Raw genomic sequence first — 23434 nt, forward strand, 5'->3', positions numbered from 1 at the left:
ATAAAAAAGGAGCTAAACTAATAGCTCCTAGATTGTTATTCCTTGCCTTTTCAGTTGTCTAAGTATATCAATTATTTTACTTCTAAATATTGTATTTCCATCTAAGTTGATAACTATATCTCCTGTATATGTATCACCTTTTTGTTGATTATAATTATTACTAAATCCTTGAACAAAATCATTTCCAAAGTTCATTCTTGAAACTAATCTATTAGCTATTAAATCAAGTGCTCCAGTGTTGTTTTCAAGTGGTAAAACTACCTCTTTACCAGCTTCACCTATCATTGATAACGTTGGACTGTCTATTAAACCACCTTTAGCAAGATAAGGTATCTTAGGCGCTTTCCAAGTCCTCCCACCAAATATCGGTACCCAATCTGGAACAGTAAATTTAATCTTACCTAATACAGCATTGTTTATCTGTTTTATAATTCCATTTATAGTACTTTTTACATTACTAGCTGTTGTCTTTACTTTTAATGCAATACTAAAAGCCCATGACCTTATTTTAGATTTAGTACTATTATAAGCTAATTTTACCTTATCATAAAAAGAACCTACTTTAGCTCCTACACCTAACGCCCAGCTTTTAATTGATTTTTTTGCATCTTCGTATCTTTCTTTTGCTCTATCATAAAATGAAGCTACTTTTGCTCCAAGAGAAAGTGCCCAATTCTTTATAGATGTTTTAGCATGGTTATATCGTTCCTTCGCTTTATCATAAAATGAAGCTACTTTTGCTCCTGCTTCTAATAACTTATCCTTCATCCAATTCTTAGCACTATCATATCCTTCTTTTGCTTTATCATAAAAAGAACCTACTTTTGCAGCTATTTCTAAAGCCTTATCTTTAATCCAATCTTTTACTTCTTCCCACTTTTCTAAAGCTTTTTCCTTAAAATCTTCTACTCTTGAAGCTATGTTGATTACAAATTCTTTTACTGCATCTACTATCTCGTCCCACTTTTTCTTTATATCATCTTTAAGCTTTTTAAATTTATCTGTAACACTTTTACAAAAATCTGTAAATTCTTTTTTCTTTTTATCTACCCACTTTTTGAAATTAAAATTTTTAATTTTCTTCCAATCTTTTTGTAAATCCTTACAGAATTTTAAAAATATCTTACCGACTGCTTTTATACTTGGACACATTTTTTGTAAATCTTTCATAAAATCGCCAGCTAAAACTTCTACAACTTTGAGAACTACTTTTGCAATTAATTTAAATGCTCCACCAAGTACAGTCCCTACTATATCAGCCAAAGTTTTAAATAATATACTAAATCCTTCTAACCATGGCGATAATGCGTCTTTTATAGCTTTCCATGTCTTAATCACATTATTTCTAAAATCTTTGTTTGTTTGCCAAAGATATGTTATTGCTCCTACTACAATTCCTATAACTGCTGCTATACCAACAACCACTGGATTAATACCTAACAACCCTTGTATTATAGGTCTAACTCCAAACCTTTTTATCCCTAATGCAACTTCTTTTACAAAGGTTATAACTTTTTTAAGAGGTTTGAATCCTTTTGATACTTTAGATACAATACTACTCCATTTTGATATAACAAAATAGGAACCAACTCCAGCAAGTAATCCTGCACATATTGCTATAATTGCTTCCTTTCTATCAAGAATATATTTCTTCATATTATCAAATACTTTTTTGATTTTTTCCACTTTAGCTTCTAAACCTGATGTCTCTATTTTACTTCCTATATCCACAGTTGGTATATTTCCTATTCCTAAATCGCCTACACTACCAACTCCACCAGCAGAGGGTGTTGAACCTCCTATACTTGGTAAATTATTAGTTTCGCCTGTTTTATTAGAAGTTAAATTATTTATTTCATCTAATCCACTTATTAGTCCTTTTATTTCTTTCTTCGCTTTTTTAGCACTTGCTCCAGCTTTTTTAGTAGCTTTACTAGCCTTATTTAATCCTTTACTAGCATTTGTTGAACTAGATCCAACATTGCCTAAAGAAGTACTTAATCCCTTTGGAGTAGTACCTAAAGAGTTACTTACATTAGTTGCTCCTTTCTGTGCTTTACCAAAGAGGGCTTCTGTTATAGCCGAGAAATAAGCTGCAAAAACTTGTAACTTACTTATAACAACATTTAATACTTTTATAACGGGTAAGAATATATTAATTAATCCTTGTCCCATAGTAGCTTTAAAACTTTCAAATCTTAATTGCATAACTCTAATCTGGTTAGCCCATGAGTCACTAGTTTTAGCAAAATCTCCTTGAGCTAGAGATAATTGTTGCAAAACAAAGTTATATCTTAAAGCAACTTTTTCTTGTTCTGACATCTTAGCTGTAGTTACTCCATAACCATTTGCTAAAGCATATTGGTCCAGTGCATTTTGTGTCATTACTACCCCAAGCTCTTTAAGTGTTTCAGTCTCACCAGTGAATACAGATTTTAATTTAGTGTATGCTTCATCACTTGTCATATTGTAAAAAGAGGCTACATCACCAGCTAATCCAGTTAAAGTTGTACTCATGTTGTATGCTTCTTGCTCTGTGAACCCAAAAGATTTTGCCATGGCTCCTAGAGTACCAGTGTATTTTTTAGCTATTGTTTCAGAAAGTCCAAAATCATTTATAGCATTCTTAGCAAATTGATTTACACTATTACTCATACTTGTAAAAGTAGTATCTACAACATTTTGAACCTCTGCCAAGTCACTTCCTAACTGAATACAACTCTTACCAAACTTATAAATAACTGTTGTTGCAAGTGCTGTAGCTATTGTTTTCTTTACAGTACTCATTACATTAGATACATTTCCCATAACTCTATTAGTTTGGTTCTGTACAGTATTTAATTGTCTTGTATAATTAGAGGAATCAGCTGTAATTCTTACATTCAATTCACCTATAGTTGACATTACTATTCCTCCTTTCTTCTATTGTTGTACTCTTCTGAATATGCCATAAATCTTGCTTTATGTAGCTGCCATTGATTTTCTGCAATTTTTCTTTGAGCTTCTTCTCTTTCTTCTTTAAAAAGTTCTGGCATTAAATCATATATATCAGTTACTTTTGCATCTTTAGAGAATATACAAGCCACATTTTCAGCTACCTGTCTTGCTAATACAGAATTAGAAATTAACTTTGTTTTAAGTTCATAAATTTCTTTTTCTGCTTCTCTTTCTTTAACTCTTTGATTACTTTCAATAAGGTCATAAACTTCCTGTAAGCTTAAGTCCCAAAAAAAAGAAGGAGTGTAACCCAAATCCAAAAAGCTTGGGTACACTTCTTCTATTAAATCACTAATTGTATTTATTGTTACTGATCTACCTCTTCCATGCTCTTCTCCATCTCCTCCGCCATTGAATGAGTAAAAAAACCCGATACAGTAAATATTCCTAAATATATCTTTTGATAGAAGTCTAACTGTGAACCACCTTCTTCACAATATCTATCGAATAAATCATATACCTTTTCTAGCTTTATTCCATGATGCCAGTCTTTCATAGCTGCATGAGTTACTTGTAGCATAATATTTAATGGTGGTAAATTATCTCCTATTTGAATTAAGTTCATCAGTCCAGTTTGATATTTTTCTTCCAATTTAACTATCGCAGAAGTTTTAAGCTTTAACTTATATTCTTCTTCTCCTACTTCCCATATTTCAAATGGTTTTCTTGTATTTTCAATCATATTATCTCTCACCTTCTATTATATTTTTTCTAGTATCGCACTTTCTAAAAATGCATTAACTGGGGTCGGCCCAAGTAAGCTCAGATTGAAGTGCCATTGATGTTGTTATTGCTATTGGATCATTAACCGAACCTCCACCTAGTTTATTAGATACTTCTGCTGAGAAACTCACTGATGCTCCATCTGGATAAGTAACTTTAAAGTTTGTTGGTTTAGATGCACTTTCAAATCCTCTAAGAACTTTCCAAACTGCATTAGTATACTTGAATTTAAATTCCATATCTCCAGCATCACCAATACCTTTTTCATATTGTTTTACTGAATCACTTAAACAAGTATTTTCCACCTTTTCAGGCTCAACCCCTATATCTGGAACTTCTTGAAGTCCTTCTATGTCTGTGTATGAAGTTGTGCCACTTGTGCTATATCCTATTTTTATTCCATTTGCTAACATAAATTATCACCTTTCTTTTCTAATCCTCTATATAAACTATATAATTTACACTAAATTCTGCATTGCCTTTTTCATCTCTTCCAATATAAAAAGGACTTTGTTGAGGATTAAATCCTACTTGCTTATTTAGTATCTCGTATATATTTCTTATTATTTCAAATCCTTTTTCATAACTTTTATTCCTTACTATAACTTGTAATCCAGGTCTCTCTAACTTCTGATTGTCAAAGTATAAAGTTGCTGGTTGTCCAGCTGTAGCAAATAATCCTACACTATCGCTATCTGCTAGGCTTCCCATAGTTATATTTTCTTTTATATCATTTACTTCAAGTATTTCTTTAACTTTACTTATTAACACTTTTTATCACTTCCTTTATTGCCTTTATATATCCATCTTTATTTTCATTAAAAGGACTTTCTAGGAATTTAGGCCCACCACCAAGTGGATGGTGATACTCTAAATGTTCATGCTGTTTTCGTGTATAAGGTAAACTTGAACCTACTATATATCCATTTGGTATTTTCCTAGGGACTGCAAGTTCTCCTCTTAAATCTCCAAACTTAACTGGTGCTGCTTCGCTCGATTTACTAGCAAAATCTAAAGCAATATCAGTTAATTCTTTTTTTACTTCTTCTTCTGTTTGTTGCCTAAGTCTTGCCAAGTTATTATTTAATTCATCAATACCTCTAATATTAAAATTACTCATAGTAAATAACCTCTATATCCAACTATTCCATCCAATGAAGTCATATAGCTTACAGATATAACCTTCCTATCATTTATTAAGTCTCCAGTTTTAATATGCTCTACACATTGTATTACTCCACTTGATACAACTTCTTCACCTTTAGAATTAGTGATTACTTTAAACTTATCAACTAACCTACAAAGTATTTCTTTTTCCTCAAATACAGGTTCATTATATACATTAGTTCCTCTTTTAGATTTATAAGTACAAACTTGACCTAAATAATCACTTAACATATTGATACACTTCCTAACAAATAAGGTTTTAAGTACTCTATGGCTTCACTACATACTTTATTCTTAACTTTAGAAATATCATAACTTTCACTAAGCCCTTCTACTGAAAAACTTGTTACTCCTTGTTCAATCAATTTAGCTCTCTGACTATTAGCTGTTTGAATTAAATATAATGCTTGTTCACATATAGCTTTTTTTACTGCATCATCTTTTAAATCATCAATATACCTACTAAATTTAAGTCTTTGTATTTGACTAGTAGCCATTTTTATAGCTTGATTTTGTTTATTTGATTCTGCATTTATAAAGTCATCTCCAAATAATCTTTCATTATGAAAATAACTTAGTGCATCTTCTGTATTTATCATACTCTCACCTACTTAAAAATTAAAAAGAAGCTAGGTTACCCTAACTTCTCTATTAATTGAGATTTATTCAATTTTGAATACCCTTCTATTCCTTGCTCTTTAGCTATTATTTTTAATTCTGCTAAAGTCATGGTCGAATAATCTATACCTTGTGGTCCTTCCACATCTTCCACTTCACTCATTAATGAGATACTTGAAGCTTCTGGTATGCTAGGCACTGTACTTTACAACAAATTTTATTGCATTATGTTTTTTGTCTAATATAAATACGTCTTCAAAAGATTCTTCAAAGTATACATATTTACCTTGAGTAACAGCACTTGGTGCTTGTAATTGTGCAAACTCATAAGAAACTATAGGTAATACCGCACTTGGATGAACTAAACACATAGCTATATCTTTAGCAGATCCACCTACACTAAATCCATCATTAAAAGTATATTCAGTCTTCATTAATTTAGTTGGCACAGATATTACCTCAACTTCATCAAGCCTTGAAACTCCTCTTAATAAAGTTTTATCTCCATTTGCTCTTACTATTGTCATAGCATTATCTATTAATGTTTTTGTGAAGGTGTCAACATATAATATTCTTCCAGTAGAAGGAACTAACGCTTCATCCATTTCATCCATTAATTTATCAAATACTTTTAATACTGTATCTTCTGTCAGTTCTGCATCCTCAGGAGTTATAGCTTCTTTACCATTTTTTAATTTATATAAATTAGATATTAAGTAAGCATCCATTTCTGGGAACTTTTCAGTTTCATTCATTGTCTTAGTAATATTTGTTATAGAAGCTACTTGATTAGTTTCGTCTACATCTCTAGGGTGAACTAAGGTTTCCCATGTCCTATGATTTTTTAATGTCTTAGTTTCCCATGCATTATTAAAGTTTCTAGAGAATTGACCTATAGTATCTCTATCTCCATTTTTTCTTCCTCCTACAGATAAAGTAGGTATTTGTATAGTTTTTGCATCTACTATTCTATATTTGGATGAATTCTCGGTACTCCACAATCTACCAAAGTGTAGTACATTAGGATAAGCATTTGCTAATGCTTGTGAATATTGTTGTGCGTAATTTAATGCTGCCATTTTTTATTTCTCCTTTATTTATCTTATTTTCGTAAAATTAAAATTAAATCCATCTTTAGATTCTGCTCCTTCTCCAGGAGGATTAAAGCCACTTCCTGAAGGTGTTTGTTGTTCAGCTTCAAATAAATATGAAGCTTCTTTTTTTAGTACTTCTAATTGAGTTTCTAACCCTTCTAATTTACCATCTTGGTATTTTACTTCATCAAGATTCAATAAAGCTTTTAAAGCTTTGCTATTTTTACATTTTGCTGTAGATAGTGCACCGTCTAAAGCAAAATCGAATTGAAGTTTATTCATTTCATTTAAATGTTTTTCTTCTAATTCTTTATTTGAAAGTTGCAACTGTTCAAGCTGTTTTTTTAGTTCTTCATTATCTGTATTATTTTTAGATAACTCTTTTAATTGCTTTTCATAAACCTTTGAAGCTTCTTCTAATTGCTTCTTTTGTTCTTGTAGCTTGTCATATCTAACATCTACATTCTCTAATGAAGTAGTATATATTTTATTTTCCTTCATAGAGGTTGTAATTTTGTTTATTTGCTCGTCATTTAATCCTTGAGCTTTTAATATTTCTTGTATTGTCATAATATCCTCCTACGTTTTTATACGTGTTTACATCACCTAGAGTTTTTGCTAATTTGTTCTTTTACGTCTACAAACAAGCTAAAAAAGACAATAAAAATAAGCCCTATAAGGACTTTATATTATCTATTTCAGATAAAGCTATCATCAATTTTCCTATTAACATAGTTAGCTTATCTTCATTTTCTTTAGTTTCTTCAGCAACATATAAGCTTGCCATTTCCTCATATAAATCAGCCATATCTCTGAATTGTTTAGCCGCTTTTAAAAATTTTTCTTTCGCTTTCTTGTCTTTCGATACTAAACTCTTATTTATAGCTCCACTAGCTAAACCAAATTTTTTTGAATAATTCATATTATTTAACCCTTTCAACTTTATAATTTTCCCATTTCTTATACGCATCTACATACATTTCTCCTTTATCTCCATTGTATGTACACTCATAATACATTCCATCAAATAGAGTCGTACTAAGTAGTGCTTTATTATTTTGCAGTGCTTTGCAACTCCATACCATAAATACATCATCTATTGTAATTTCCTTTTTATCTGTTTTATCTAAATGTTTATTAGTATAGTTACATACCTCTTGCTTACACCATTGTAAAAATTCTTTTTCGTTCATTATTTAATTCCCTCCTATTTACTAAATAATCCTTGAATACTTGCTCCTAAAACAAGCAATAAAAAAGTGTACCTATGTACACCCAAAAGCTACTAAATATAAATTGTAAAACTTCTAACATAGTCATTCCTCCTATAATTTCCTACTAAATTTAAGCATAAAAAAAGCACCTACATCTCTTCTGTAAGTGCTTTTATTTTAGCAAATCACTATCTTCAATTAATTTTATATCCTCATAGATATATTTTTTATCTTCATCTGTAAGATCACCATCATATTCGCCTGATTTAATAACTTTAATACTTCGTGCTATTTCATCTGATAGATTTTTACTTTCAGAATCTAATGATCCTGTTATAGATATCTTATCCGGTAGATTTTTAATATTATTTGATTCAACAGCATAAGCTCCTATTGCAATATAATGACAATCTCTCTCTATTGGCATTTCATCAGACATATAGTAGTCATTTTCATAAGCTACTCTTGCTACACACCCTTTAAATTCTGAACAACTTCTAAGCGAAGAGTTTATTAGGCTAGCAACATCATTCTTAATTTCTTCTAAGTATTCTAATTCCATTCTTAATCACCTTCCTTTCCAACCATCAAAAGTTTTGCCAGATACAACATTAACTTTTATATTTGGATGCTTTTTTATGAATTGATTAGCTACACTTCTACAACTTTCACACATTTTCTTCTCAGAAAGCATAAATATTTCATTAATTTCTTCATTTTTTGCTACATCATTCAAATATTCAAAGAATTTAGCTTCTGTATCATAATATCTAGGTACTTGGTTTACTTCACCATCAACTAAATCTCCTAAATCACTTGTTTTAAATACTCTACCTTCATCTTTTAATAATACTAACTCTTCCTTATCCCCTTTAAATTTTATATATTCTATATCAGTTTCATAAGCTATTCTACTTGAAGCGAATTTAGTATAACCATTATACTGTAATACTGCAAAATTCCCTTGCTTCTTAAACTTAGAAGTTTGTTTATTTCTTTTCGTATCAAATGCAAGTTTATCTAGTTCTAAAATTTTCTTTGAAGATACTTCTCCAAAATCAGCTTTATAAGAGTTAACTATCTTATATGATTGTTTTAACTCTCTCCATCTCTCACTATCATTATACTTTATTTCCCTAAAACTTTGAAAACTTTTTGGTGCTTCTTCTTCCAAAACTTGTCTAAATGTTTCATATTGTTTTTTATCATTTCTTAGTCTAGCTTTTTTCTTCTGTTCTTCTAAATATTTATTTATACTTTCTTCTTTTTCTTTAGGGATTTCAAAAGGTTTATTACTATTTTTTATATCTTTTTCTACATCATTATATTTTTCAATATAAGGTGTTATTCTATGTCTACAACGTGGGTGAATATTGTTATAACCGTTATTAAATCCAGGTATAGTATTTAACTTAGGAAACCTTTTGTCTTTTCCACTAATACTATAGACTCTTCCTTCATAAGGTACACATACTGGACATGATGTAGAATGTTGTGTCATCTTAACTAAATCTTTTTCATGCTCTCCAGCTATATTTAATACACATGTATTCTGAGTTTCTGCTACTATGCTCCTACTTAATAATTCTGCATAACTAGTAAAAGGAATAACTCGACCTCTTTTGTCTGTTATTCCTCCTAATCCTGTATCTATTAAACTATTTATTAATTCATTCTGCAGCTGCTTAATAGTTTGTCCAGTAGCAAATTTCATCTGAGTATCAGTAAGACCTATATCTCTTATAGTGTCCTCTATTCTTCTCCCAACTTGATTATTAACTTCTGCAAAGTTGTTTATCATGTTATCACTTAAAAGTTCTATAGCTTGTGCGTGAAGCTGTACAAAGCTATCTCCTATACTCGATATACCTAAGACTTCCAATGAGTTATAATAAGCTTCCAAATATAACTCATTAACTATATCTTTGGTGTAATTAGCACTTTTCATTTGAAGTTGCATTAATTCAAGTTTTACTTGCTTTAACATAGCTTCATAGAAATCTGTAACATGACCTTTAACCTTCTTGGTGCTAATTATATTGATAAGTCTTTTTTCCGCTTGAGTATACATTTTGATAAGTTGATTTATTTTTTTATCATAGCTTTTCATTATTCTTCATCAACTACTTTATTGTAATCAAAATTCATATTTGACATTGGATTATTATCTCTTTCATCTTGAAGAATTGCTTCCAGTTCCTTTTGGGTATCTTCATCTGATAAACTATCCAACCTTTGAATAGCGCTAAACTGTGATAATGTGGATTTATTGCCTGTTCTTATTCCCATTATTTCTGCTTGCTCTTTTGGATCATCAGGTAAACCATCATTCCAAAATATATTAATTTTCTCTTTTTCAAGATTAACTATATTTTCTCCACCTAATTGTGACGCTAATTTAATAGACTTTTTTATTGCACTATCAAATCTCATTCTAGTACGGTTTACCTTGGCTAATGGTGAAATCATCATTCTCCTTAGTGCTGTTCCAGAAGCTGCATTACCTGTCTTTTGTTCAGTATCAAATATGGCACTTCCCATTTCACTTATTACTGCTAATATATTGATTAATTTCTCTATCTGTTTAAAGTTAGCTTCTAATTGTGCATTCCAAGTCACATATTCAACTGGCGGGTCCTCTGTAGTACATCTAATAAAGTAATTTCCCATTTTTAATTTATATTCTCCAGTATGGTAATCTCTTTCTAATGCACTTTCTGGACCTTGAACACTAGGTTCTGCATGTTTATCTAATATCTTAGATATTTGACTTATTCTAACTTCTATTTCTGAAATAATGCTATCTAAATCTGCATAATCATCTATTCCATAAACTCTATCAGATGTTAATAGATTATGAACTGGAACTATTGCAAAATCATTCAATCCAGTTATTACTTGCTTAATTTCTTCATGAACTCCAGTAATCATATTTTCAGCATCATTTAATTTAAATGTTATATACTCATATAATCCTTTACTATGTATCTCTACATATAAATAATGGTCATATTCTTCTTTAGTAGTTCCCCAAAAACTTATATTTGGCTTAGGTACTTTGTAAGTATGAGCTAATATATGATGTTTTACTTTACGAATATTTTTAGAATCTACAACTTTAAAATAAAAAGAAGGCTGAGTGATATCTATAATCCCTTTGCCTTCTTCATCTTTATAAATATTAAATATACTATCTCCATACCTACTCATATCTATAGCTGCACTATAACAAGTATTAACTAAGTCGCTATTTTCTGAAATAGTATCTAGGGATATTTGATGTATTGAATTATCTTCACCGCATGCTATTTTAGGTGGTTCTCCCAATAAAAAATCAGCTATTTTTAATGATATTAACTTTTGAAAGTTAGCTATCACTGAATAACTGACTATATCTTCAAAGTTTCCTATTACCCTTGTAATCCTCTTGAAACTTTCCTTATAAACTTTTTCATGTTCTCCTTCAAATATCATTTTATTCTTATGATATTTATCTAATCTTTTTCTTTCTCCATATGGTGGCCAGACACTGCCAGGTTTTAAAAAGTCTAAATTTGTTAACATCAACTCACCTCCTACATTCTAACTTTTGCTACTCCAGATGTTGTAGACTTCATATCTCTTTCTAAACCATATCTAGTAGCATCTATTGTATGATTATCTTTATCTTCTAACTTTGGTCTTACATTCCCATCTTTATCAGTCTGATAATCTATATTTTCATACTCTTTTGCTACATTTGGAGTCCTTTTATTATCTATTACAATTGCTTCTAAATCATCTAACCAGTTTTCACCAAACTCTATACTTCCTGGTCCTTTTTTAGCTTTTAATGCCTGTATTCCATATTCTTTTAATTCTGCAATACTTCTAGGCTCTGCACTATCACAAGTAACTGGATAGTCATTATATTTCTTTGATTTAATCTTAGAAGCTAATTCTCTTATACTCATCTTCACTCCATATATTTCATCAATAAAATAAAGTATTCTTTTTTTACTATCATAATGCATTCTAACAAATGCCATTGGATCTGTAGCATAACCAAAGTCATTACCTTGCCTTATGTTATCAAAAGAAGCTATTTCTTCATCTGTTATAGTTCTAAATACTAAATTGGAAAAAGGCACTACTCCAGAACCAATAGGCTCTCCTAAGTACTCCCATCTATATTTAAATTCATTCTTATTTTTAACTTCCTCAGCTTCTTCCATGAAGGCCTTAGATATATGAGGATTTTCTAAATAAGTGCTATGATGAACATAAGTATTATCTGAAATGAATTGTGTATTATATTTTTTATTAACCCAACTTTGCTTTCTCTTTGGTGGATTGTAAGAATAAAATACTTTATAATTTAATCCTTCTTCTAATTCCGCCCTTAAAACTGAGTTAACTATCGTTGATACTTCATCTTCTGTTTTAAACTCCGCTAGTTCTTCTATCCATAAATAAGTAATAGGGTACTTACTCATTTTAATAGACTTAATCTTAGCTGGATCATCTGCTCCTCTAAATATAAAACTGTTTCCTCTAGGTATATAAGTTAGTTTTAAAGGACTCTTTCTTATTTTCCATAAATGATTAACTCCGAGTATATCTATAGCTTCTTTCAGTTGCTCAAATACCGATTCTGCCAATGTTCCAGCTACTTTTCTAATACATAAACAAGTTACTGGATTTTTCATTAATGCTAGTACCAACCATATAGCAATATGAGTTGATTTAGCAGAAGCTCTACCACCTTTTAAAACATGATATAAATACTTATCTGAGTTAGTAGCTTTCCAAAATGAATAAAAATTCTTATTTATTATCTCAGATATTTTTTTATGCATCTTCGTCTAAGCTTCCTACATCATCAATTATCGTTATGGCTGAATTACTATTGACTTCTACTTTATCCGTAAACATACCTAGATGTTTTCCTAACATATCTAAAGCTTTGAGCTTATCATAAAACTTAACTTCTCTTTCTTGTATGTCCCCATCATCTGTAGGAATAGATTTTATTTTTACTCCAGATATTACTGCTAAATCATCATCACTAGCATTTTCTTTTACTGTAGCTTGATTAAAATTAATTACATCACTTGGATTTACAAAGGCTATCTTAGCTATCTCTCTTAGCACTCTATCTTGATTTATGCCTGTCCTTCGACTTCTTTCAGCTATAGCTTTATCTATCTCATTTTTTATTTCAGGTTTTTTCAAGTTTTCATTTCCTATAGAATAAGCTGTATCTGGACTATATCCTGCCCTAATAGCCGCTTGAGTGGCATTAAGGTCTACCAAATATTCTTCTATAAATCTTTTTTGCTTATTCGTTAATCTAGCCATTAATACCACCACCTCACTTATTCGTCGTTTTATAAATATGCAATAAAAAAGAACCCTACTAGAGAGTTCTCATTAAATAATATCATTCAGGTGCTTTTGAAATTATGTAATTCTAATTACCATATCTTTATATAAATAAATATCTCTTCCTACCAATTCTTTAATCATATAATTTTTCTCTGCAAGGAGTAATAAGCCATATAGAATATTATTTTCATCAAATAAAATCTTTTCTTTCTCTAAAATCTTTTCTTTATCATCTATTAACTGAGTTAAATATTGTCCAACTTCATATTCGCTTCCCATTTCACTAATCATATGTTTAATAGGCGATAGCATAAATGCGGATAAATTAGTACTAATTTCAGATGTTATTATCTCTTTAATCATTGTTCTATTACTATCCATTTTGATTACATCTTGTTGCATATTCGATGCTATATCCTGAAGGTTTTCATACAAGAATATAAGTCCATATAGTTGGTGTTCCTTGCTATTTACACTAAATATTTTACTATCATTATATTTAATAGTATATTTAACTAAATCACCATAATCTCTATGATATATACCAAGATTTTTACTAGAACTTTTAGAATAAATAGTTTGGATTTCTAATCCTCCAGGTAATATAAAGGTACGATCCCCAAATATACTATTAAACTTAGAATTGAAATGATCTTTAGCTACATCTATTTTTCTATTTTTACTTTCTATGTATTTATCATCATAAAGTTCCCAGTAACCTCCAACTTTAACCGCAAAATATAAGTCTGCGTTCATTACTTTTGCAAAGTCTTGTTTAGCTTTTAAAACTTTTTCAGATATACTACATCTCTGTTTTACTGTTGACTTTATTTCTACTATAATCCTTTTTCCATTTTTTAATTCAATGAATAAGTCTGATGTTTCTGAGTCTGTAAGTTTTGATATTCCTTCTTCAAACGCGTATATTGACTTGCAATTACCTAATAAATATATAATTAGAATAAATTCTTGTTCATTATCTTTTCCCCATATCCTTTTAGTTACGTCAATTTCCTTTAACTGTAACATTTCTACTACCTTTTTCCTATCTTCTTCATTTAAAAAACTCTTTATACTATGATATGCTTTAACCTTTTCCATTGGTGTCGAGTCCATATAATAAACCTCCCTATAATAAGAATATAAGATATAATTCTACTTAATTCTAGGATTTCCTTCTTTTTATAACATATCTCTCAACTTATTTCTATAAGTATTATTATTTGTTACTCTCATTAAGCTTTCTATCTCCCATTCTCTTGGTGTATTAGGAAGCTTCTTTCTAATACATAAATCAACTATGCTCTTTACCTTCTTAAAACTTCTCACATGAGTATGACCTATCCTAAATTCTTTGTTAGTGTTATGTACTATATATCCATCACTAACTTTATAGATGCTATATTCTTTACGTTGAAATATTCTCCTTGCTCCATATGTTTTATTATGATTAGGAACTTCTTTCATTAGATCATCATACTTATACAAATCTTCTGGTATCTCTGTAACCTCTGCTATTAAATTAGCATCAACCCACTTCAATTTCTTCACATTGTCACTTCCTTGCATTTTCCCAATAAAAAAGGATGCACATTAGTACATCCAGTGAAAGGGGTTTATTTTAAGAGAGAGTTTTCAGAATCGAACTGAAAAGTTTGGAGATTAACTGCTCCAGCACTCTCATAGTAGATAGAAGCACATCTATACTTCTATCTTTCCGTTAAAAATCTATATAATTAATATTAGGAGGTGAAAAGAGTAGGTCCTGCCACTAACCTATCTCTTTACAATACTATAATACTACATAATAAAGGGACATCAGTCCGAACTTTGTCCTAAGTTTGTCCGAAAAGTGTCCCTCTATTTTATATTTACGCAAATTTCTTATATATTTCATCTCTTAACATAGTTGGATATATAGAATTTAAAGCACTTACAACTAGTGAATTTCTTAACTCATAATATGTACTCTTACTAATATGCATCTTTCTTAATATTTCATTTCTGCTAATCCTAACTCTCCTGCTGCAATATAGAATTTCAAATAGTTCCTTTTGTTGTATTGTAAAATTATTTACAGCTATTTCTATTCTTCTCTTTTCTATTTCTAATTTTCTCTTTGTGTATTTTAAGTAATTTATTCTTTCTTCTTTCCTTATGATCTCTTGCTCTACACTTTTAGAAATATTATATGTTTTTCCTTTTTTTTCACTATCATAGCTGATACCTGAACAACCTACATATTCATTTTCTATTTGAGCTATTTCTAAATCTATCATTTCTATATCATTTAATATTTTTTTATAATTAAATAATCTACCCTCTGTTTTTTTATAATAATTGTCAAAATCTTCTTTTGTCACGTATATTCCCCCTTGGTGATTATATGACTGCTATATATAGTATTCTTCTAAATCTACTTGTGGTGTAAATGTTTTACAACCGCATTCACATTTATACACCTTTCTATTTTTTATCTTATCTATTTCTACTGTAATATCTAATTCATTTTTAACAACTCCACACTCACTACATCTCAAGTCCATCGTATCTTTATCCTTTGCTACAAGATATATTACATTACCTTCTTTTATTTTTCTCATTCTCGTTTCTCCTCCTGCTTTTTATTACACTTCTTCCTTTTAATTAACGGATAGTTTAAATGGTTATAAGGTTTATAAATCTCGGGATTTCTTTCTAACCTATATAATTCATTTTTTTAAGTCCACTATTCAGTGTTCTCCTACCACAACTCACTATAAATAATGTATTATCTAAATTTCATATTCTGTCAACTCGCATACCAGTAATCTCTTTTATTTGATTGACTTTTTCTAGTTTTGTATTTTATTTTATAATGTCTATTTCATATGTCATCTCAAAAATTCTATCAATTTTCATTTCCAACTTTTTTATTATATCCTTTCTTACCCATTTTTATCAATTCTTAAAAGTTATTGATTTATTTTGTAATATTTTGTCTCTTTTATATCTTTACTCTTGATATTTACAAAGTATTTAACCTATTAAATAGTTAAAATGGTATCTCATCATCATCTATAGCTTGAAATCCTTCTGGGTCTAATCCTCTTGGTGGTTCATAACTTGGTGTAAATGTTTGATTATTTTCTTCTGATTTTTTTATGCTTTCTAATGCTTGTACACTTTTAGCAGATACTTTTGTAATACTTCTTTTTTCATCATCTTTCATGTATTCTTCTTTTCTAATACTCCCTTGTATTGCTACTAATCTACCTTTACTTATGTAATTATTAACAAAATCAGCAACTTTACCAATAACTTCTACTGGTATAAAATCTACTGGTATTTTACTTTCTTTATCCTTGTAATCTCTATTTACTGCTATTGTAAATTTTGAAGTGCTTGATCCACTTCCTGTAATAACTCCTGGTTCTGGGTCTTTTGTTAATCTTCCAACTAATACTACTTGATTCATGCTTTTACATCTCCTATGCTATATTTTTAAGCTGTTTTCTTAGCTTCTTTTCTCTTCTTCTTCAATTCCTCATACTCTATCCAGCCATATTCATCACCATATTTAATGCTTTTTTGTACCCATTTGAGTGTTTCTGGATAAAGATAATCAAACATCTTTTTTCTCATAATACCTTGCTGTGTTTCCATGCCCTTCACATCTATATACTCAACTTCACCATTGTTATGATAAATAGCAAAATCAACTGTATAAGTTATAGCTCTATGTGTCTTACCATATTTCTTAAAGCTTGGCTGTAATTCAAATTTTTGTTGTAATCCAAAGTCTTTTATTTTACCTTCTTCTTTTAGCTTTTTAAGGTGTAAATAATATTCAGCTTCATGTTTACTATCAAATTTGATTCCATCAACTTCAACTTTTTTATTTCCATATTTATTTGCCATTTTATGCTCCAATCTCCAATCTATCTGATATATCTAAGTTTTTATAATATTCAAGTTGTCCTTTATTTTTCATGTGTGTCATTACATCGCTGCTGCAAGTTCCAAGTAGTTGAATGGTGTTGAATCATTATAATTAATATATTTAGGTTTGTATTGTTCGACTGTGCTGTATTTATGTTTCATAATATTCAATCCCCCTCTTTGGTCCAGTAGAATTTCATCCCCTGGAATATTTATAATTAATCTACACATACTATTACTGTTTATAGACTTACCGATACATGTAATATTTACACCGACTCATAAATAACCTTATCAGAAACGATAGGGTTATTTATTTTTTAAAAATTCCCCTGGAATAATTTATTTCAAACTACACATACTATTAGTAACTTATCGATACATGTCACTTTTTAACCAACTCGTATTAACCTTATCGGAGACGATAGGGTTATTTATTTTTTAAAAATTCCCCTGGAATAATTTATTTTAAACTCCACATACTATTAGTAATGACTCATACTTTCTTACCGTATTTGGATATATAGTATTTAACCTTATCATCAATGATAAGGTTATTTGTTTTTTCTAGAAATTTCTGCTATCATAGTTGCACAGTATCCTTAATCAAATTTACCTTTCTGACTTTCTAATAAGATTTTTTCTAATTCATCTGGAGCGTATCCAGCAAATGAATTATTTACATTTGCTCCTGCACCTTTTTTATATGTTTTTTGTATATTATTGTTATTTTCGCTAACACTATTAGTAAACCTATTTTGTAACTCAAACGCTTTGAGTTCTTCATAACTGGTTACATTCTTTTGTAACCAGTTATTTATTATGCCTTTAAGAAAATTGAATTGTAACTTTCCTTTATCAGTACATATAACTAATGCTTCTTTAAAAAGTTCTACATCAATTTTTTCTGATATTTCTTTAATCCATTCTGCTAATCTTAAATAGTTTTCATATGTAGGATCTTCTTGTGCTGCTGCATTCAAAATTTTATGTTTATTTATTCCAACGCTGTTATACATTTTGTTTCCCCCTTAGCTGTTGAAATTACCCCACAAGACTTGTAGGGTAATCCCCTTATATTTTTAAAGCTTTAACTTGGTATTTCTAAATTATTTTCTCTTGCATAATCTATAACCATTTTCTTGACTGGTTCTCCACTAAGAGAATCTAAACCATGTTCAATAGCTCTTAAATAAGTGTCATAAATTGTAGTCCTTTTAAACTTACTATCTTGATTTTCTTTTACTATCCTTTCAAGTTCATCAGGACTATACTTATCTATCCTACTATTTATGTTATGAAATCTTGTCCTAACTTTAGGTATAAACGCACTTACATTATTTTTATGTGGTTTATAATCCTCTTTTATAGCCTTTATAAGGAAACCTACAACACTTTTACAACCTGTATTTTTAGTAAGTATTAATTTTTCTTCTAAATAATCAATATCTTTATTAGTATCTTTAAAAGCATTATGTATTTTTAAAAGTTCTTCTTCTGATAAATTAAAATAAGATTTTATTTTATCAACAACCACCACGTCACATTCTAATTTGTTGTTGTTATTATTATTATTGTTATTGTTATTATTATTGTTATTGTTATTCCCCATAGTCTTTCCATACTCTATTGATACAGTATCTATAGGGTATTCATAGGGTATAGATAGGGTATCTATACTGTATTCATATTTATTACAACTATCTATGAATAACTTTAAGAATTCTTTGTTTTTAACTTGATTTAACTCTTTTTCTATGCATTTCTTTACTTTAATACTGTCTATCCTATTATGTTTTATCCAATTCAGTATAATTATCTCTCTTGTTTCATCGCTATATTTTATTTTTCCGTATTCTTCAAATCGTTTTAAAAGTTTATCTACTGTTTCACGATTATAACCTGTTTCAGTTTCGATAATTCTTTTAGGCAACTCATATATGCCACACTGACAAGTTTTACTATTAGTCATTAGATAAATATAGAAATACTTTTCTTCTGGTGTAAGCTCCAATACAAATCCATCTTGCCAGAATTCAACGTGTATTTGTCTAAATTTTGCCATTATCTATCCCTCACTTTTATGTATCTAATTAAATCTTCTACCGTTCTTAAGTTGTTTGATATAGTTTCCCTATAAGTTATATATTGTTTACTTCTTATAGACTCATAAAGCTCCAAAAACTCTAATTTGCATTTTATATATTCATAATCTATTGAAATCCATGGATATTTTAAATTCCATTCATTTATACTTTCTTCTAATTTCATTGATGAGCTTTTTAAGTTATTAAATTTTTTGTATGATACTACTAAATTATTAGGACTAGAAGAACCTCCCATACTTCTAGGGAATATGTGATCTATTTGTACATCATCTTTTGATAACTCTAATTCAGTGTAAAAACACCTATCTCCATCTCTCCACTTTACATAGTCATAAGTTGTTATTTTTCTTTTATTTGATAAATCATTCATAATCTCAACTCCCTCTGTTGTATATATTTATTTCATAAGGAAGAGAATTAACTCTCCCTTACTTTTAACTATGCTATTGATATCTGACCGTCTATATTATCTTCACTTTCCGTAACTTCTGTGAACTCTACATCTTGTACATTTTCATGCTTTTTAGGTTCATAGTTTGCTATTAGTTTTAAAACTTCCTCTGCTTCTTCAAAGGTTAATTTATGTAGATCATATCCATTACTGTGACAAAACTCTTCTAACTTACTTGTATCTTTTTTAGTTTCAAAACTGAATAGGTCCTTTTGAGATGCTAAAGCTAATATCATATTCTTTTGTTTGGGACTTGCTGTGCCAGGCACTATTTCTTTTTCCGGTAACTTTGTATCTACTCCCATTTCACTTGCATCATATAACCCTTGTAAATCTTCTGGGAATGCTTCTCTTAATGCTGTAACCATTGCACATTTTCTAATCATTACCATAGGCATTGTTTTCCATGTAGACTGCGACTTTGAATATTCCTCTAAACTTACTACTGACTTTATAGGAAACTTTTTATCACTTGTGTATACTTCACACCACCCACCTATTAAAGTCTCTCCTGGTAACTTTAAAGAACCTTCTCTTTCGTGCGTATTACCTTCTTTATCAACTGTAACGATTCCAGCTTTCATACCTTCAAAGTTTGGATTTCTATATGCTCTTTTTACAAATACATCTTTACCAACAACTATATTAGCTGGACTTGTACCAAATTTTATTAAATATGCTTCCCTTATAAAAGGATTCAATTTCTGTGCTTTACATAACTCTATAAACATCAATGTTTCTTGCTCTGTAACTGCTCCATTTCCACTTGTAAGGTAATTCTTTACTGTGTCTGCTGTAAGTACTTGTCCACCTTCTAAAGTAAATTCTGCTAGTGCTAAAGCATTATTATTTTTATTCATTTGTTTTACCCCCTACTTTTTAGTTTTTGGAATAATAAGACTTGTCCCAGCTTCAATATGGCAACCTTCTATCTCTATTCCTGCTTTTATTTGTTTTTTAATAAGATTGCTATCTACTTTTACAGTTGTTGTAACTACTTCTTCTTTGTATATATTTGGTATAAGGTCTATATCATCTATTTTTAAGCTTCCTGAATTATTTCTTATTGATATTTTTCCCAAATCAGTTTCAATCTTTGTTGTACCTAATAACTCCATGCTATCTTTAAGCATTGATTTAATATTTTCTTCTTTCTTCTTAACTTGTTTCTTTAGGTCCTGTAATCTCTTAATTTCCCCATCTATAGCATTAATTTGACTATCTATATTTCTGAATACATGTATAAATCCAACTGACTTATTTTGTATTTCATTTCTAATTATTTGATTAGCTTTTACTAAGTTCTCTGCTAGATCTTCTTCTCCAGCTTGTAAATATTCTTCTATTAAATTATCTACTTCTAAAAAGTTAGAAGTTAATTGATATAATGAGCTCATTTATATTCCTCCTAAAATGTGATATAATTTACTTGATACAATTTACTTAATATTTTTTAATTGGACCTCTGCAAAGGTCATTTTTTTATATAACTCCAAGATAAGGTATGTTATCATTCATAGCCTCATACAATATGTCATATTCCTTTGTATCGTCTTTTAACATTAGTTCAATTTCTTGTAGTTGATATTTCAACCAATTTATCTCATCTTTATTTGCAGATTTATAAACTTTATGAACTTCTGCATCATCTATATTATTTTCTAATGCTTTTATTCTTGCTTTCATACTGCCTATAACATCTTCTAATATCCAGTTACTCATTTTTCTCACCCTTGTTCGTATAATATTTTTTCATTCTTCTTTTTCTTGCACATGGTTTACATTCATATCCAAAACCATTTTTATAATTTTTATTTACATAAAAGTTCTCTGAATTAGCTTCTAGTATCTTTTTGCAGGTACTACATTTTTGATAACCATATTCTTGTAATGTACCTCTTACAAATCCTTTTCTGTGTGCAAAGTTATAAAGTTGCTGAACATCCATATTAAATTTATCTGCTATATCTTTTACATCGTTAAAAGGATTTTCATACATTTCTTTTAATTCCCATAACTTTTCTTTAGTTAATTTCATATCTCCACCTATCTAGTAAAACCTTTTAACTTTCCATCATGTATAATGAAATACAGACCTAAACTCTTAAAATACTCACACTGCTCAAGTGTTATACTTTTTATATCGACTATTTTTAAATCCATATCTTCTCCCCCTAATTTAAGCTCTTCTCAAGTTCTTTCTTTTTATTAAGTTCTATTGTCTTCTCAAGTCCTCTTTTTAACGCTTCAACATATTCAACTGGCTTACAAGCTATAATTCCTTTTGCCAATCCTTCACACATAATATCTTGAAACTTATCCATATTTTCCGGTGTAGGATAATTACAAATTACAGTGATTTCCTTTTTAGCCATCACCTCACCCCCATATAAATACTTATGTTTATAAAAATTTGTCCTATTCAAATTCTTATTTAACTAATTCATCTATTGTAATTCCAAGATAATCAGCTATAGCTTTTACTGTATAAACTCCTGGATTTAAATTCTTACCTTGTGTGATTTTATATATGTTACTTACTGGTATATTCGCTTCTTTTGCTAACTTATGTATGCTCATATTTCTTTCTTCCAACAATTGATTTATTTTGTCATCTATTGCCATCTCATTACTCCTTTTGATATAATTTTTTATGGAATATTTTCCAAATATTTATGAAGGACGGTGTTTTTATGTGGTCATCTTATGGAGTAAAATTCAAATGTCCAACTTGTAATGAAACTTTTACTGTTAGAACAAAATATCTATTAGATAAAGATTCTGTCACTTGTTCTTGTTGCGACTATAAATTTCCTGATGAGGTTATATCTAACATAAAAAAATCTATTCAATATGCTTCTAAAGCATTTGTTTTTGTTAGAGATAATGATTTATCAAATAAGTTAGAATTTGATTTTTTAACTATTCCAAAGGAAGATTAAAGTCATCAACCTTAGGTATTGAATTAGATGTATGCTTCTCTTGAACTTGCCTTTCTTGAGCAGTTTTATTTCTGTCTAATTTCTTATAAGCATATAGTGCGTGTTCTTTTATCATTCTTGATAATTCAAACTTCTGCATCCTGAATCTATACAAATCGTCATCACAATCTTTTATACAAATACTTTTAATTTCTCTCTTGTCTGAATCTTTTTCAAAGTTGCGTTCAATAATTAAATTTTTTCTTGTTTCCTTTGTTGTTAAAATATTTTCATCTATACTTTCTATTAATTCTTTAATTGATAAGTTGCATAATTCGTTCATACCTCTACCTCCTACTTTTCAATTCTTTGGTCTTCTTTAAATTTAGGTAGCTTATCTTGTAATTCTTGTTTTGTTACAGGTACGCCTACTAATTCAACAACAGCTCTATCTCTTGGATTACCAAATAATGATGACCCTATATCATTCAAACGTTTTTCAAGCTTTAAAAAAGCCATTCTTTTACTAGTTGCTTTTTGATATAACTTAAAATCTACTCTCTCTGTTGAAACAATATATAAACAATCTCCAACTTGACTATCTAATTTTGCATTGATTAAATTGTTAACAGTTACATCTAATGCTTTTGCTAATTTTTCAACTTCATCAAGTCTTATACGGTGCTTAACATTCTCGATATTACTTAATCTACTTAGTTTTATTCCTGATTTTTTAGCTAGTTGTTCTTGTGTTAATCCTAAAGCTTTTCTTTTATCAACAATGTTTATTGCTACATCGCAATAAAAGTCATATCCTATTCTTTCTAAAATACTATCTCCATAAAATCTCATA

At 29.4% G+C, this 23434-nt stretch carries 36 protein-coding genes; 1 reads left to right on the forward strand and 35 read right to left on the reverse strand.

What is annotated here, in order from left to right; all coding sequences use genetic code 11:
- Nucleotides 1-27: 27 nt before the first annotated feature.
- The 33 genes from QX51_RS19630 to QX51_RS15590 all read right to left on the reverse strand — a co-directional run bounded on the left by QX51_RS19630 (nucleotide 28) and on the right by QX51_RS15590 (nucleotide 22285).
- Nucleotides 28-2904, reverse strand: a complete 2877-nt coding sequence (locus QX51_RS19630) for a phage tail tape measure protein (protein WP_052233097.1) — start codon at nucleotides 2902-2904, stop codon at nucleotides 28-30.
- A gap of 2 nt (nucleotides 2905-2906) precedes the next feature.
- Nucleotides 2907-3257, reverse strand: a complete 351-nt coding sequence (locus QX51_RS15440; protein WP_039680785.1) for a hypothetical protein — start codon at nucleotides 3255-3257, stop codon at nucleotides 2907-2909.
- A 47-nt stretch (nucleotides 3258-3304) separates the two neighbouring features.
- Complete coding sequence (locus QX51_RS15445; RefSeq protein WP_039680786.1) at nucleotides 3305-3679, reverse strand: DUF6096 family protein; 375 nt, start codon at nucleotides 3677-3679, stop codon at nucleotides 3305-3307.
- Nucleotides 3680-3734: 55 nt separating this feature from the next.
- Nucleotides 3735-4133, reverse strand: a complete 399-nt coding sequence (locus tag QX51_RS15450) for a phage tail tube protein (protein WP_039680787.1) — start codon at nucleotides 4131-4133, stop codon at nucleotides 3735-3737.
- A gap of 19 nt (nucleotides 4134-4152) precedes the next feature.
- Entirely contained in the window at nucleotides 4153-4491 is a 339-nt protein-coding gene (locus QX51_RS15455) for a minor capsid protein (RefSeq protein ID WP_039680788.1), read from the reverse strand.
- Entirely contained in the window at nucleotides 4478-4840 is a 363-nt protein-coding gene (locus QX51_RS15460) for an HK97 gp10 family phage protein (protein WP_039680789.1), read from the reverse strand. The genes QX51_RS15455 and QX51_RS15460 overlap by 14 nt, the downstream gene beginning before the upstream one ends.
- Nucleotides 4837-5118: a hypothetical protein gene (locus tag QX51_RS15465; RefSeq protein WP_039680790.1), complete on the reverse strand. Its 282-nt coding sequence runs from the start codon at nucleotides 5116-5118 to the stop codon at nucleotides 4837-4839. Before QX51_RS15465 ends, QX51_RS15460 begins: the two co-directional genes overlap by 4 nt.
- Complete coding sequence (locus tag QX51_RS15470) at nucleotides 5112-5486, reverse strand: head-tail connector protein (RefSeq protein WP_039680791.1); 375 nt, start codon at nucleotides 5484-5486, stop codon at nucleotides 5112-5114. Before QX51_RS15470 ends, QX51_RS15465 begins: the two co-directional genes overlap by 7 nt.
- 35 nt (nucleotides 5487-5521) lie before the next feature.
- Nucleotides 5522-5668, reverse strand: a complete 147-nt coding sequence (locus QX51_RS20110) for a Rho termination factor N-terminal domain-containing protein (protein WP_082007850.1) — start codon at nucleotides 5666-5668, stop codon at nucleotides 5522-5524.
- 28 nt (nucleotides 5669-5696) lie between these two features.
- Nucleotides 5697-6584, reverse strand: a complete 888-nt coding sequence (locus tag QX51_RS15475; protein WP_039680792.1) for a hypothetical protein — start codon at nucleotides 6582-6584, stop codon at nucleotides 5697-5699.
- An 18-nt stretch (nucleotides 6585-6602) separates the two neighbouring features.
- On the reverse strand, nucleotides 6603-7169 hold the full coding sequence (locus tag QX51_RS15480; protein WP_052233098.1) for a phage scaffolding protein: 567 nt from the start codon (nucleotides 7167-7169) through the stop codon (nucleotides 6603-6605).
- Between the two features lie 103 nt (nucleotides 7170-7272).
- Entirely contained in the window at nucleotides 7273-7521 is a 249-nt protein-coding gene (locus QX51_RS15485) for a hypothetical protein (RefSeq protein WP_152607245.1), read from the reverse strand.
- 1 nt (nucleotide 7522) lies between these two features.
- Complete coding sequence (locus tag QX51_RS15490) at nucleotides 7523-7792, reverse strand: DUF6275 family protein (protein ID WP_039680794.1); 270 nt, start codon at nucleotides 7790-7792, stop codon at nucleotides 7523-7525.
- A gap of 193 nt (nucleotides 7793-7985) precedes the next feature.
- The gene (locus QX51_RS15495) at nucleotides 7986-8375 is read right to left on the reverse strand and encodes a hypothetical protein (RefSeq protein WP_039680795.1); all 390 of its coding nucleotides are present in this window, start codon (nucleotides 8373-8375) and stop codon (nucleotides 7986-7988) included.
- Nucleotides 8376-8381: 6 nt separating this feature from the next.
- The gene (locus QX51_RS15500) at nucleotides 8382-9923 is read right to left on the reverse strand and encodes a phage minor capsid protein (protein ID WP_039680796.1); all 1542 of its coding nucleotides are present in this window, start codon (nucleotides 9921-9923) and stop codon (nucleotides 8382-8384) included.
- A complete protein-coding gene (locus QX51_RS15505; protein ID WP_052233099.1) occupies nucleotides 9923-11377 on the reverse strand; it encodes a phage portal protein in 1455 nt (484 codons plus the stop codon). Before QX51_RS15505 ends, QX51_RS15500 begins: the two co-directional genes overlap by 1 nt.
- A gap of 11 nt (nucleotides 11378-11388) precedes the next feature.
- Nucleotides 11389-12651, reverse strand: coding sequence for a PBSX family phage terminase large subunit (locus QX51_RS15510; protein ID WP_039680797.1), 1263 nt, complete (start codon nucleotides 12649-12651; stop codon nucleotides 11389-11391).
- Complete coding sequence (locus tag QX51_RS15515) at nucleotides 12644-13153, reverse strand: terminase small subunit (protein ID WP_039680798.1); 510 nt, start codon at nucleotides 13151-13153, stop codon at nucleotides 12644-12646. The genes QX51_RS15510 and QX51_RS15515 overlap by 8 nt, the downstream gene beginning before the upstream one ends.
- Nucleotides 13154-13255: 102 nt before the next feature.
- The gene (locus QX51_RS15520) at nucleotides 13256-14296 is read right to left on the reverse strand and encodes a hypothetical protein (protein WP_039680799.1); all 1041 of its coding nucleotides are present in this window, start codon (nucleotides 14294-14296) and stop codon (nucleotides 13256-13258) included.
- A gap of 66 nt (nucleotides 14297-14362) precedes the next feature.
- Complete coding sequence (locus QX51_RS19635; RefSeq protein ID WP_152607246.1) at nucleotides 14363-14731, reverse strand: hypothetical protein; 369 nt, start codon at nucleotides 14729-14731, stop codon at nucleotides 14363-14365.
- A gap of 320 nt (nucleotides 14732-15051) precedes the next feature.
- Complete coding sequence (locus QX51_RS15530; protein WP_052233101.1) at nucleotides 15052-15543, reverse strand: hypothetical protein; 492 nt, start codon at nucleotides 15541-15543, stop codon at nucleotides 15052-15054.
- Nucleotides 15544-15573: 30 nt separating this feature from the next.
- Nucleotides 15574-15783, reverse strand: coding sequence for a hypothetical protein (locus QX51_RS15535; protein ID WP_039680800.1), 210 nt, complete (start codon nucleotides 15781-15783; stop codon nucleotides 15574-15576).
- Between the two features lie 431 nt (nucleotides 15784-16214).
- Entirely contained in the window at nucleotides 16215-16637 is a 423-nt protein-coding gene (locus tag QX51_RS15540) for a single-stranded DNA-binding protein (protein ID WP_039680801.1), read from the reverse strand.
- Nucleotides 16638-16663: 26 nt separating this feature from the next.
- Nucleotides 16664-17080, reverse strand: coding sequence for a DUF1064 domain-containing protein (locus QX51_RS15545; protein WP_039680802.1), 417 nt, complete (start codon nucleotides 17078-17080; stop codon nucleotides 16664-16666).
- Between the two features lie 623 nt (nucleotides 17081-17703).
- On the reverse strand, nucleotides 17704-18120 hold the full coding sequence (locus QX51_RS15550) for a DnaD domain protein (protein ID WP_039680803.1): 417 nt from the start codon (nucleotides 18118-18120) through the stop codon (nucleotides 17704-17706).
- Between the two features lie 71 nt (nucleotides 18121-18191).
- A complete protein-coding gene (locus QX51_RS21295; protein ID WP_242842764.1) occupies nucleotides 18192-19166 on the reverse strand; it encodes a hypothetical protein in 975 nt (324 codons plus the stop codon).
- The gene (locus QX51_RS15560; protein ID WP_039680804.1) at nucleotides 19166-19579 is read right to left on the reverse strand and encodes an HNH endonuclease; all 414 of its coding nucleotides are present in this window, start codon (nucleotides 19577-19579) and stop codon (nucleotides 19166-19168) included. Before QX51_RS15560 ends, QX51_RS21295 begins: the two co-directional genes overlap by 1 nt.
- A gap of 68 nt (nucleotides 19580-19647) precedes the next feature.
- A complete protein-coding gene (gene bet / locus QX51_RS15565; protein ID WP_052233102.1) occupies nucleotides 19648-20520 on the reverse strand; it encodes a phage recombination protein Bet in 873 nt (290 codons plus the stop codon).
- Between the two features lie 12 nt (nucleotides 20521-20532).
- Nucleotides 20533-21057 carry a siphovirus Gp157 family protein gene (locus QX51_RS15570; RefSeq protein WP_039680805.1) on the reverse strand — a complete coding sequence of 175 codons (525 nt, stop codon included), beginning with the start codon at nucleotides 21055-21057 and terminating at the stop codon, nucleotides 20533-20535.
- Nucleotides 21058-21142: 85 nt separating this feature from the next.
- Nucleotides 21143-21382: a hypothetical protein gene (locus QX51_RS15575; RefSeq protein WP_039680806.1), complete on the reverse strand. Its 240-nt coding sequence runs from the start codon at nucleotides 21380-21382 to the stop codon at nucleotides 21143-21145.
- The gene (locus QX51_RS15580) at nucleotides 21375-21698 is read right to left on the reverse strand and encodes a hypothetical protein (protein ID WP_039680807.1); all 324 of its coding nucleotides are present in this window, start codon (nucleotides 21696-21698) and stop codon (nucleotides 21375-21377) included. The genes QX51_RS15575 and QX51_RS15580 overlap by 8 nt, the downstream gene beginning before the upstream one ends.
- Nucleotides 21699-21834: 136 nt before the next feature.
- Nucleotides 21835-22035, reverse strand: a complete 201-nt coding sequence (locus tag QX51_RS15585) for a hypothetical protein (RefSeq protein ID WP_039680808.1) — start codon at nucleotides 22033-22035, stop codon at nucleotides 21835-21837.
- Between the two features lie 55 nt (nucleotides 22036-22090).
- Complete coding sequence (locus QX51_RS15590; RefSeq protein ID WP_039680809.1) at nucleotides 22091-22285, reverse strand: helix-turn-helix domain-containing protein; 195 nt, start codon at nucleotides 22283-22285, stop codon at nucleotides 22091-22093.
- Between the two features lie 50 nt (nucleotides 22286-22335).
- Between QX51_RS15590 and QX51_RS15595 the strand changes: the two genes are divergently transcribed.
- Nucleotides 22336-22602 carry a hypothetical protein gene (locus QX51_RS15595; RefSeq protein WP_152607247.1) on the forward strand — a complete coding sequence of 89 codons (267 nt, stop codon included), beginning with the start codon at nucleotides 22336-22338 and terminating at the stop codon, nucleotides 22600-22602.
- Here the strand turns inward: QX51_RS15595 and QX51_RS15600 are convergent.
- Nucleotides 22583-22924 (reverse strand): hypothetical protein, encoded by a 342-nt coding sequence (locus QX51_RS15600; protein WP_039680811.1) that lies wholly within the window; start codon nucleotides 22922-22924, stop codon nucleotides 22583-22585. The two genes, QX51_RS15595 and QX51_RS15600, sit on opposite strands and share 20 nt — an antisense overlap.
- A gap of 11 nt (nucleotides 22925-22935) precedes the next feature.
- Nucleotides 22936-23433 carry a helix-turn-helix domain-containing protein gene (locus QX51_RS15605; protein WP_039680812.1) on the reverse strand — a complete coding sequence of 166 codons (498 nt, stop codon included), beginning with the start codon at nucleotides 23431-23433 and terminating at the stop codon, nucleotides 22936-22938.
- Between the last annotated feature and the right edge of the window lies 1 nt (nucleotide 23434).

This window comes from Terrisporobacter othiniensis (genome assembly GCF_000808015.1).
In the GTDB taxonomy this organism is placed as follows: domain Bacteria; phylum Bacillota; class Clostridia; order Peptostreptococcales; family Peptostreptococcaceae; genus Terrisporobacter; species Terrisporobacter muris.